Origin of the sequence: Janthinobacterium sp. UMAB-60, assembly GCF_900095235.1 — a bacterium.
Taxonomy (GTDB): domain Bacteria; phylum Pseudomonadota; class Gammaproteobacteria; order Burkholderiales; family Burkholderiaceae_D; genus Janthinobacterium.
On sequence record NZ_LT607482.1, the window covers coordinates 606766 to 617828 of the forward strand.

At 64.1% G+C, this 11063-nt stretch carries 11 protein-coding genes and 1 tRNA gene; 3 read left to right on the forward strand and 9 right to left on the reverse strand.

What is annotated here, in order from left to right; all coding sequences use genetic code 11:
• Positions 1 to 49 precede the first annotated feature (49 nt).
• From K0F86_RS02745 to K0F86_RS02760, 4 genes are all read right to left on the reverse strand, one after another.
• A tRNA-Met gene (locus K0F86_RS02745) sits at positions 50 to 126 on the reverse strand.
• Positions 127 to 354: 228 nt separating this feature from the next.
• Entirely contained in the window at positions 355 to 1302 is a 948-nt protein-coding gene (gene miaA / locus K0F86_RS02750) for a tRNA (adenosine(37)-N6)-dimethylallyltransferase MiaA (RefSeq protein ID WP_219132808.1), read from the reverse strand.
• 105 nt (positions 1303 to 1407) lie between these two features.
• Positions 1408 to 3312: a DNA mismatch repair endonuclease MutL gene (gene mutL, locus K0F86_RS02755; RefSeq protein ID WP_219132809.1), complete on the reverse strand. Its 1905-nt coding sequence runs from the start codon at positions 3310 to 3312 to the stop codon at positions 1408 to 1410.
• A 118-nt stretch (positions 3313 to 3430) separates the two neighbouring features.
• A complete protein-coding gene (locus K0F86_RS02760) occupies positions 3431 to 4369 on the reverse strand; it encodes a peptidylprolyl isomerase (protein WP_219132810.1) in 939 nt (312 codons plus the stop codon).
• A 248-nt stretch (positions 4370 to 4617) separates the two neighbouring features.
• On the opposite strand from K0F86_RS02760, the gene K0F86_RS02765 reads away from it, so the two are divergent.
• Complete coding sequence (locus K0F86_RS02765; protein ID WP_071075583.1) at positions 4618 to 5268, forward strand: VTT domain-containing protein; 651 nt, start codon at positions 4618 to 4620, stop codon at positions 5266 to 5268.
• A gap of 206 nt (positions 5269 to 5474) precedes the next feature.
• Positions 5475 to 6479 carry a carbonic anhydrase gene (locus K0F86_RS02770; RefSeq protein WP_374197254.1) on the forward strand — a complete coding sequence of 335 codons (1005 nt, stop codon included), beginning with the start codon at positions 5475 to 5477 and terminating at the stop codon, positions 6477 to 6479.
• Here the strand turns inward: K0F86_RS02770 and K0F86_RS02775 are convergent.
• Genes K0F86_RS02775 through tsaE form a run of 3 tightly spaced genes read right to left on the reverse strand, consistent with a single transcriptional unit; the run spans position 6476 to position 9175 of the window.
• On the reverse strand, positions 6476 to 7312 hold the full coding sequence (locus K0F86_RS02775; RefSeq protein ID WP_219132812.1) for a D-hexose-6-phosphate mutarotase: 837 nt from the start codon (positions 7310 to 7312) through the stop codon (positions 6476 to 6478). The two genes, K0F86_RS02770 and K0F86_RS02775, sit on opposite strands and share 4 nt — an antisense overlap.
• A 13-nt stretch (positions 7313 to 7325) precedes the next feature.
• Entirely contained in the window at positions 7326 to 8723 is a 1398-nt protein-coding gene (locus K0F86_RS02780; protein ID WP_141170659.1) for an N-acetylmuramoyl-L-alanine amidase, read from the reverse strand.
• On the reverse strand, positions 8687 to 9175 hold the full coding sequence (gene tsaE / locus K0F86_RS02785) for a tRNA (adenosine(37)-N6)-threonylcarbamoyltransferase complex ATPase subunit type 1 TsaE (RefSeq protein WP_219132813.1): 489 nt from the start codon (positions 9173 to 9175) through the stop codon (positions 8687 to 8689). The genes K0F86_RS02780 and tsaE overlap by 37 nt, the downstream gene beginning before the upstream one ends.
• Positions 9176 to 9253: 78 nt before the next feature.
• Here tsaE and queG point away from each other — a divergent pair, with 78 nt between their 5' ends.
• Positions 9254 to 10345 carry a tRNA epoxyqueuosine(34) reductase QueG gene (gene queG, locus K0F86_RS02790; RefSeq protein WP_219132814.1) on the forward strand — a complete coding sequence of 364 codons (1092 nt, stop codon included), beginning with the start codon at positions 9254 to 9256 and terminating at the stop codon, positions 10343 to 10345.
• Positions 10346 to 10352: 7 nt separating this feature from the next.
• Here queG and K0F86_RS02795 read toward each other — a convergent pair whose 3' ends face one another.
• Positions 10353 to 10730 (reverse strand): DUF3052 family protein, encoded by a 378-nt coding sequence (locus K0F86_RS02795; RefSeq protein ID WP_219132815.1) that lies wholly within the window; start codon positions 10728 to 10730, stop codon positions 10353 to 10355.
• Between the two features lie 122 nt (positions 10731 to 10852).
• A partial coding sequence (locus K0F86_RS02800) for a hypothetical protein (protein WP_219132816.1) occupies positions 10853 to 11063 on the reverse strand: 211 nt, incomplete at its 5' end.

Below are 11063 nucleotides of genomic sequence, written 5' to 3' on the forward strand. Positions count from 1 at the left end.
GTCAGACCGGATGCTGGTTTTGACCAGGCGAAACCTGATCGATGTTCTTTGGTGGTGATAGGTGGACTTGAACCACCGACCCCAGCATTATGAATGCTGTGCTCTAACCAACTGAGCTATATCACCCAACAGCCGAGCATTATCCAGTCTTCGCATTTCCTTGTCAATGCTGGCGCAAAAAAATGTGCGGTTTTTTCGTCGTGGATTGTTGACGTGACTATTTCAGCAACGCTTGGATCTGCGCCAGCATGGCCGCGGCCGGGTCACGTCCCAGGCAATCGATGACGCTGCGCTCCGGCATCGAGTGTAACCAAAGTCGAGCCTAGCGCTTGGCCAGTTGTTGTGTGGCGACGCTTATGTCAGCAAAGGGACGATTTGCGCCAGCATGGCGCTGGCCGGATCAGCGCCCAGGCAATCGATGACGCTGCGCTCCGGCATCGAGCGTAACCAGGTGAGCTGCCGCTTGGCCAGCTGGCGCGTGGCGATGATGCCCGTCTCGCGCAAGGTGGCGCGGTCGATGCGGCCATCGAGGTATTCCCAGGCCTGGCGGTAGCCCACGCAGCGCATCGAGGGCAGGCCCGGATGCAGGTCACCGCGCCGGCGCAGCTGCTCCACTTCGTCGAGCAGGGCGTCGTTCTTCAGCATGAGGTCGAAACGCGTGGCGATGCGCGCATGCAGCACGGCGCGGTCCGACGGTTCCAGCGCGAACGATTGCAGCCGGAACGGCAGCACGGTCTTTTCGCGCCGGTCCAGCAGGGCCGACATGGGCTGCCCGGACAGGGCGATGATTTCCAGCGCGCGGCCGATGCGCTGCGCGTCCTGCGGCGCCAGGCGCGCGGCCGTGATGGGGTCTTGCTGCGCCAGGCGCGCATGCATGGCGGGCCAGCCGATGGCGGCCGCGTCTTCTTCCAGTTGGGCGCGCAGCACGGGATCGGCGCCGGGCAAATCGTCGAGGCCATCGGCCAGGCCCTTGAAGTACAGCATGGTGCCGCCGACCAGCAGCGGCAGCTTGCCGCGTGCCGTGATCTCGCTCACCAGGCGCAGCGTATCGTTGCGGAACTGCGCCACGGAATACGCATCGAGCGGATCGATGATGTCGATCAGATGATGCGGTACCTGGGCCAGTTCTTCTTGCGACGGCTTGGCCGTGCCGATATCCATGCCCCGGTAGACGAGGGCAGAATCGACGGAGATGATCTCGGACGGAATGGCTTGCGCGATGGCCAGCGCACTGGCCGTCTTGCCGCTGGCCGTGGGGCCCATGATGGCGACGGCCAGGGGGAGGTGGGGGGTGTTTTGCATGTTGACTCTTGTAAGGTGGTGCGTAGGTCGGCTTAGCGCAAGCGTAAGCCGACGTGATGACGCCGCTGCAGTGTCGGATTACGCTGCGCTAATCCGACCTACCGTTTACTGGCCGCGCAGGAACAGTTTATCGAGCGCGTTGATCTCGACCTGCACCCAGGTCGGCCGGCCATGGTTGCACTGGTCGGCGCGTTCGGTGCTCTCCATCTGGCGCAGCAGGGCGTTCATTTCCTGCACCGACAGAATGCGGTTGGCGCGCACGGCCGTGTGGCAGGCCAGGGTGCCCAGCAATTCGTTCTGGCGCTCGATCAGCACGCGCGAGCCGCCATATTCGCGCACGTCGCGCAGCACGTCGCGCGCCAGGGTTTGCGCGTCGGCGTTTTTCAGCAGGGTCGGCACGGAGCGTACGGCCAGGGTGGTAGGCGACAGGGCGGCGATGTCGAAGCCCAGCGCTTTCAAGGTGTCCTGGTTTTCATTTGCCGTCGACACCTCGATGGCATCGGCATAAAACGTCACGGGGATCAGCAAGGATTGCACCTGCATGTCCTGGCCCGAGACCTGCGCCTGCAGCGCGTTTTTCAGCTGTTCGTACAGGATGCGCTCGTGCGCGGCGTGCATGTCGACCAGCACCAGGCCCTTGGTGTTTTGCGCCAGGATGTAGATGCCATGCAGCTGGGCCAGGGCAAAGCCCAGCGGATATTCTTCGCGCGCCATCGCTTCAGCCGAGGCGATGTACGGCTCCACCTGCGTGACCGGAGAACTGGCGCCGCCGCCGCCGAACAGGGCGCCGTAGGCCGCCGTGTCTTGCCCCACGCCGGGCGCGTCGGCAAAGAAGGGGCGGGCCGCGCCGGGCGAGGCCGGTGCAAAGGTATTCGTGAATTGCGCGCCGAACGAGGTTTGCGTCTGCTCGCGGCGCCAGATGCCTGGGCTGCCCGTGCCCGAGCCGCTGTCGCCACTCAGGGTGGAGGCGGCCGGCAGCGGTGCAGGCACGCTGCCAAACGCCGTGGCCGAGGTTTGCGCCAGCGCGCGCTGCACCGCATGAAAGACGAACTGGTGCACGGAGCGGCTGTCGCGGAAGCGCACTTCGATCTTCGACGGGTGCACGTTGACGTCGACCAGTGCCGGGTCGAGGTCGAGCGCCAGCACGTAGGACGGGAAGCGGTCGCCGTGCAGCACGTCTTGATACGCCATGCGCACGGCGTGCACGAGCAGCTTGTCGCGCACGAAGCGGCCGTTGACATAAAAGAACTGGCCATCGGCGCGCGCCTTGGAGGCCGTCGGCAAGCCGGCAAAGCCGTGAATGCGCAGGGTGCCGGCTGACTCGTCCAGAGCCAGGCGCGCCTCGGCGAAGTCATTGCCGAGGATGTGGGCGCTGCGCTTGGCCAGTTCGCTGATATTCCACTGGTCGATGGTGCGGCCGTTGTGCGACAGCGAGAACGACACGTCCGGCCGCGCCAGGGCGATACGGCGCACGACTTCGGCGCAGTGGCCGTACTCTGTCTGCTCGGATTTGAGGAATTTGCGCCGCGCGGGCGTGTTGAAATACAGGTCTTGCACGTCGACCGTGGTGCCGTGCGCGCCCGACGACGGCGAGACGCTGCCATTGTGTGAGCCGACGATTTCCCACGCATGGGCGGCGTCCGCCGTGCGCGACGTCAGCGTGACGGCCGCCACCGAGGCGATGGACGCCAGCGCCTCGCCGCGGAAGCCCAGGGTGCCCACGTTTTCCAGGTCGCTTAATGACGCGATCTTCGAGGTGGCGTGGCGCGCCAGCGCCAGCGGCAGCTGATCTTTATCGATGCCGCGACCATTGTCGGTGATGGCGATGCGTTTCACGCCCCCTTCTTCCAGCCGCACGGTGATCTGCGTGGCGCCCGAATCGAGCGCGTTTTCCAGCAGCTCCTTGACCACGGCCGACGGCCGCTCGACCACCTCGCCGGCGGCGATTTGCGAAATCAACTGGTCAGGCAGGGCCTGGATCGGGCGGTGGGGCGTGATGGGAGCGTTCATGCCCTGATTATAACGGGTTCGCAAGGGGAGGCGCTGCTGTGCTGATGCCTTAAACACAAAACGAAGACTGGGGTCGTACCCTCAGGGTACGACCCCGGAATTTGCCCTTCGGGGCGTTTTATTTCCCCACCTCCCGCACCGGTATCGGCGCATTGCACAGGTCGACGTGGCCGGCCGTGACCTTGCTCCACGGGCCGCCGCGGTGGCGCTGGGCTTCCAGCACGGCCTGGTAGGCGGCGCTGTCGGTGCGCATCACTTCCAGGTTCGCGCGTTGCTCGGGTGGCACGCTGGCGGCCAGGCGGATGGCCTTGATCGGCACGTTTTTCTCGGGGCTGTCATAAAAACCCATGGGAGCCGTGCCGCGTGGCAGGGTCGACAGCAATGGCATGCCGGCGACGACCCGGCCGACGACCGTGATGTCGCGGTCCAGGTGGCGCGGCGACTGGCCGATGACGGCGTACAGCTCGGTGCCGCCGCCGCTGTCGCTGGCGCTGTCGCGGCCCACGCCGACGGTGGCATAGCAATGCGTGAGCCAGGCCGTGCCGGTTTTCGGATCGCGCGCGGACGGGAAGCCGTTCGAATGGCCGACTTGCGGCGCATAGCCATCGACGTCCGGCAGGCGCGTGAAGCTCTTGATGTTTGTCAAAGGGACCGTGAATTCGCCGGGCAGGGTGCGCCGGGCATGCTGGATGGGCTTGGGATTTTTCTCGTTCGGATCGCCCCACTGCGCCACCCAGTTGTCCTGCGCGCGCGTGATGGCCAGGCCGTCGTAATACTGTTCGGCCACCAGGGCCTTGATATTGGCCACGTGCTTCGGCGCGAAGTCGGGCGCCAGTTCGATCACCACGCGGCCTGAGGGAATGTCCATGTACAGGGTGTTGTCCGGATCCAGCGCACGCCAGTCGGACGGCTTGGAGGCCTTGATCACGTCGGCCAAGGTCGCCTTGGGGGCCAGTTCGGCGGGCGCCTTGATCTGGACAGGCGCCGCGTGGGCGGACAGCTGGGCAAGGCCCAGCACGGTGGCCAGGGTCAGGCCGCTCAGTGAATGCAAATACATATTCTCTCCTGGTCGGCGCGGATTGCACCGGTCAGAAAGTGTATACCGGAATGGCAATATTTCGTTGGAAAAACATTGCATATCGTAATCCTGAGAGTGGCCCGCCACTGCGGCGTTTCCTTAACCTTTACTTAAATTGCCACGCGCGCAAGGGCGGCACATAATTAATCCTGAAATATCGGGCCGGGGACTGCCGTTGCGCTGGCCGGGTGGTGTATGATTCCGCCGCTACCTTTAGGGAAAAATATATGGATTTTGTGCAATTCCTCGACATGATCGTGCATGTCGACAAGACGCTGGGTCTCTTGATCGAGCAGTACGGTACCCTCGTGTATGCAGTGCTGTTTGCCATTATTTTTTGCGAGACAGGCCTCGTGGTGCTGTTCTTCTTCCCTGGGGATACCTTGTTGTTTATCGCCGGCGCGTTTTGTGCGACGGGACAGATGCACCTGGGCTTGCTGATTGCCTTGCTGGTGACGGCTGCCGTGACGGGCAACACGCTCAATTACTGGATAGGCGAGGCCATCGGGCAAAGGGTGTTTACCCATGATTACCGCTGGATCAACAAGGATGCCATGCGCCGCACGCATGAATTCTTTGAAAAGCATGGCGGCAAGACCATCATCCTGGCCCGTTTCGTGCCGGTGGTGCGCACCTTCGCCCCCTTCGTGGCCGGCATTTCCGACATGACGCATGCGCGCTTCCAGATGTACAACGTGACGGGCGCCCTGTTATGGGTGGTCGGTCTGGTGACGGCGGGCTACTTCTTCGGCAATATCCCGTGGATCCGCGACCACCTGACCTTGATCGTGCTGATCGGTGTCGGCGCCGCCGTGGTGCCGGTGGTACTGGGCGGCATGTGGAAACTCTACAAGCGCATGGTCGGCAAGTCGGCCTGACGCTGCGTCGATCCAGGGCAAGCACGCTGCGGCGCCGTCCGCAGCTGGCCCTGGATTAACTTTCTTCTCCGCATTTCTGTTTTACTCCCCCGCTGATTCAAGTTTTCTTGCTTACCAGCCGTAAACCAGAGGGTATTCTCACTTTCTGGATTTCCATGCGACATTTGAGCGCCCTGTTAGCTTGCAGCCTTGCCGCGATGACGGCCATGGCAAGCGCCAAAGATGCCCCCGCTGCGGCGAGCGCCAGCGCATCCGCGCCCATGTCGGCGTCGGCGCGCGCGGCCGCCATGAAAACCCTGACCGAATCGGTGAAGGGGAAGGAGGGCAAGGAGGTCAAGGGCAAGGAGGTCAAGGCGCCTGTCGTCGTCGCGCCCACGGCGCGCGAGAAGGAAGAAGCGGCTGAAGTCGACCTGTCCGAACGTATCGCGGTGCGCCTGGCGGAAATGCGCGCCACCCAGGCGGCCCGCGCCGCCGCCCGCGCCAAGCGCGCCGCGGTGGTGAAGGCCGCGCCACCGCCACCACCTCTCGTGGCGCGCGGCACGCACTGGTCGTACGAGGGCGAGAGCGGCCCGGCCAACTGGAGCAAGATCAATGTCGATTGGGCCAAGTGTGGCAATGGCAGCCGCCAGTCGCCGATCGATATCCGCGATGGCATGAAAGTGGAACTCGAGCAGATCAGCTTTGACTACCACCCGTCATCGTTCAATGTGGTCGACAATGGCCACACGGTGCAGGTGGGCGTGAGTGGCGGCAATTACATCACGGTGCAGAACCGCATGTTCGAGCTGCAGCAATTCCATTTCCACCGCCCGTCCGAAGAGCGCATCAATGGCAAGGCATTCGAGATGGTGGTGCACCTGGTGCACCGCGATGCGGAAGGCCGGCTGGCCGTGCTGGCCCTGCTGCTGGAACGCGGTGCGCCGCAAGCGACCATCCAGACGGTGTGGAATAACCTGCCGCTGGAAAAATTCGAGACCATGCAACCGACCATCCTGCTCGATCCGGCCGAGATGCTGCCGGCGCGGCGCGATTACTACACGTATATGGGGTCGCTGACTTCGCCGCCGTGCAGCGAGGGCGTGCTGTGGCTGGTGATGAAGCAGCCGGTGCAGGCGTCGCCGGCGCAGATGGCGTTGTTCAGCCGTTTGTATCCGCTCAATGCGCGTCCGGTGCAAGCCGGTAATGGACGCATCATCAAGGAATCGAATTAAACGAATTCCAGGCGCTGGCGGCCGCTCCATGCGGCGCCGGCGGCCAGCGTATCGGGCTGGATCAGCGCAGGTTCGATGCAAATGAAGCGCTGGTATTCGTCGTCGGCCAGGTCGGGCAGGGCGGCCGCGTCTTGCGCGCCGGGGTTCCACACGACGGCATCCGTAAAACCCTGCTGCTCCAGGCGCAAGGTGTGGCTGCCAGACTGCAGGTGCAAGGCGCCCGGCAGCTGGTAATAGATGCGGTCCAGCTTGTCCGAAAATTGCAGCTCCTCTTCCGCCTGCAAGGCATCTTGCGGCGTCTCGTCCGAATAGCGCACGCGCTGCAGGCCTTTGATGCGCGCTTCGCTCAATTGATCGATCGCAAAATAGCTGTGCAGGGCGGCCGAGAACGGAAACGCCTGCTCGCCCGTGTTGTGCACGGACAGGTTCAACTCCAGCGACTGCGCCTTGACGGCCACGCGCAGGCGCAGGGTGAAGGCCCAGGGCCAGGTGGTGGCGATGGCGTCCGGCAGGTCCGTGTGATGCAGGATGAATTGCGCCCATGCGGCGCCATCGGCGTCGCCCGTCGATTCCAGCTGCCAGGTCGCCACGCGCGCAAAGCCGTGGCGCATGCCCGTGCCGCGTGCGCCGAACTGGGGGAAGATCACGGGTACGCCGCCACGGATGGCGCGGCTGCCGTCGAGCGCGGAATCGCGGCTGCAGAACAGGCGCTCCTGGCCATCGCTGGTCTGCCACGCGACCAGGTGGCCGCCGTACAGGGTGACGGTGGCCTGCGCGCCATCAGCGGCGCGGATGGTCACGGCCGGCAATTGGCCAAAAGTACTCTTGTTCATGCGGATGTCCCTGTCAGGTCAGACGGCTTTTCGCCAGCGGCGGATTCTTGGCGAAGTAATTCTTGATGCCCGTGACGATGGCGTCGGCCATCTGGTCCTGGTAGCCATTGTCGGTCAGCTTGGCTTCTTCTTCCGGATTCGAGATGAAGGCTGTCTCGATCAGGATGGACGGGATGTCGGGCGCTTTCAGCACGGCGAAGCCGGCCTGCTCGACGGAGCCCTTGTGCAGGCGGTTGATGCCGCCGATTTCGCGCAGCACGGCCTTGCCCAGCTTCATGCTGTCATTGATCTGCGCCGTCGTCGACAGATCGAGCAGCACGCTGGCCAGTTGCTTGTCGTGGTTTTTCACGTTCACGCCGCCGATCAGGTCGGCCTGGTTTTCCTTGTTGGCCAGCCAGCGCGCGGCCGTCGAGGTGGCACCCTTTTCGGACAGCACGAAGACGGACGAGCCGCGCGCCGTCGGCTGGATGAACGCATCGGCGTGGATGGAGACGAACAGGTCGGCCTGCACCTTGCGCGCCTTTTCCACGCGCATGCCCAGCGGGACGAAGAAATCGGCGTCGCGCGTGAGCATGACGCGCATGTTCGGTTGCAGTTCCAGCTTGGTCTTGAGGCGCTTGGCAATGGCCAGCACCACGTCTTTTTCGCGGCTGCCGCGGCTGCCCATGGCGCCCGGATCTTCGCCGCCGTGGCCGGGATCGAGCGCGATGGTAATCATGCGCACCACTTTCTGGCCCGGCAGCGGGCGCGCTTCGGGGCGCTGTTCCGGGCGGATATCGGGCACGGGCGGCACGATGGACGCCACCGGCGGCGCGACGGCCACGGGCGGCTTGCCGCTGTCGGGCAGGGGCAGCGCGGGCGGCGGCGTATGCGTGTCGGACATCAAGGGCTTGGCGGGATCGCTCGACCAGTCGCCCTTTTCGATCATCTGCGCGATCAGGTCCGGCTCGTGCACGGGATACAGGTCGAAGATCAGGCGGTGGTTGTAGGAGCCGGCCGGCGGCAGGGTAAACAGCTGCGGCGTGACTTCTTCTTTCAGGTCGAACACCAGGCGCACCACGTTGGGCCGGTTCTGGCCCACGCGCACCTGCTTGATGTACGGGTCGTTCGACTGGATCTTCGCCACCAGGCCCTTCAAGGTGGGATTGAGCTCGAGTCCTTCGATGTCGACCACCAGCCGTTCCGGGTCCTTGACGATGAAGTGGGTCGCCTTGAGGATGCTGTCGTTTTCCAGGGTGACGCGCGTGTAGTCCTCGGCCGGCCAGACGCGCACGGCGAGAATTTGCGCCGCCATCGCCGACATGGGCGCGAACACGGACAACAGCAGGGTGCCGCCGGCCTTGAGTACCGTGCGCCGGGTGATGGGCGAGGAAATCAAAGGTTCGGGGCGAATTTGAGACGGTGAAGGCATGACAGACCCAATTCAGAAGACGCTTGCAATTCTACATCACGTCCTGTACCCGCAACGTTCAAATAAATATTCAGGTCGGCCGGTGGCAGCACCGGGTCGGCTTTCTCGGGCCATTCGACGATGCAGATATTGCGCCCGTCGAAGTCTTCGCGAAAACCGGCATCGAGAAATTCCTCGGCACTGCCCATGCGGTACAGGTCGAAGTGGATGACGTTGACGCTCTGGCCATCGAGTTGCACCGTGTACGGTTCGGACAAGGTATAGGTGGGGCTTTTCACATGGCCCGCATGGCCGGCCGCGTGCAGCAGCGCGCGCGTGAGGGCTGTCTTGCCGGCCCCCAGGTCGCCGTGCAGATAGATCGCCAGGCCGGGCGCCAGTGCGCGCGCCAGCGCGGCGCCCAGCGCGGCGGTGCCGGCTTCGTCGTGGAGGTGGGCTTTGAAGTGTTCGGTCATGATCTTCGGTATCGCATAAAATGGAGGCTGCTGTCATTGTAACCGCCCGCGCGCCTGCCGTTTTCCGTAAAGTTCCCTATGTCCTCCACCGTCACCGATCTCGCCGTCCTGGCGCGCACCATTAAAGAATGGGGGCGCGAGCTGGGTTTTGCCGAGGTGCGCATCGCCGACGTGGACCTGTCGCACATGGAAGCGCCCTTGCAAGCGTGGCTAGCTGCAGGGTATCACGGCGAAATGGATTACATGGCCAGCCACGGCATGAAGCGCGCGCGCCCGGCCGAACTGGTGCCGGGCACGGTGCGCGCCATCAGCGCGCGCATGAATTATTTGCCGCCTGCGCTGGGGCCCGACTGGCGCACGCACGAGGCGGCGCGCGACGCCGATCCGTCGGCGGCCGTCATTTCCGTGTATGCGCGGGGCCGCGACTATCACAAGGTCATGCGTTCGCGCCTGCAGCAGCTGGCCGAGCGCATCAAGGGCGAGATCGGCGATTTCGGCTACCGCGTCTTCAGCGACTCGGCGCCCGTGATGGAAGTCGAGCTGGCGCAAAAGGGAGGGCTGGGCTGGCGCGGCAAGCACACCTTGCTGATCAACCGCCAGGGCGGTTCCTTCTTTTTTCTCGGCGAGATCCTCATCGACGTGCCGCTGCCCGTCGATCCGCCGGAGACCCCGCGCTGCGGCCAGTGCTCGGCGTGCATCACGGTGTGCCCGACGCAAGCGATCCTGGGGCCGTACCAGCTCGATGCGCGCCGCTGCATCTCCTACCTGACGATTGAGCTGAAAGGCGCGATTCCCGTCGAGATGCGCCCCCTGATCGGCAACAAGGTGTACGGCTGCGACGATTGCCAGACCGTCTGCCCGTGGAACAAGTTCGCCCAGCGCGCCGTCGTGCCCGACTTCGACGAGCGCCACAGCCTGGGCCGCGCCGGCATGGTGGAGCTGTTCGCCTGGACGGAAGAGGAGTTCAACCGCCGCATGGAAGGCAGCGCCATTCGCCGCATCGGCCACGAACGCTGGCTGCGCAACCTGGCCGTCGGCATGGGCAACGCGGCCGCCAAGGCCAAGGGTCAGGCCGACATCGTCGCGGCCCTGCTGTCGCGCCGCGCGCACCCGTCGACCATCGTGCGCGAGCACGTCGAATGGGCGCTGGCGCTGCACGGCATCGCTTAGACAGTCCTCAAACCTGCTTCAGGCGCAGCGCCGACCACTCACTATCGATGGCGATCATCGCCACGCTGTCGAGTCCTATTGTTGGCGCAAAACTGCGGATATCGTCGCGGTGGATGTCGCTGCCCGCTTTTATGCCACCCTTGCGGTACGCCACCCAGACCGCGCCGCCGGGCGCCAGGCGCGCCCGCGCCGTCGGCAGGTACTGCTCCAGTTCCGCGCGGCTGCGCGCGAACAGCAGGATCCAGTCGGCGCTTTCCCCTTCACTGACCCGCCGCTCTGGCGGCAACTGCGCCAGCAATTCCCCGTGTTCGCCACCGTCATTGAGCACGGCCAGGACCTTGGCATTTTTCACGTACATCTTTTCAGCAACGGTTTTTTCAGGCATGGCATGGGCGTGTCGATTGGGAAAAGACGAGCATAACAAATTTCCCCTTGACTTATCGATATATCGTTATAAACTAGCGATATCTACTAACGATATATCTTTAAAGGGAAAACATGAGAAACTCACACCACGCAGAACACGGCCATTGCGGCCAACATCACCACCACCATCACGGCGAGCATCGCCACGAACACAACCCTGAACACTTCATGCACGGCCGTGGCCCACGCGGCTTCGACGAGCGCGGCGACGGCATGGGCCATGGCGGCCCCGGTGGCAGGGGCGGGCGCGGCGAACGGGCCGAGCGCGTCTTCGGTCGCGGCGACTTGCCGC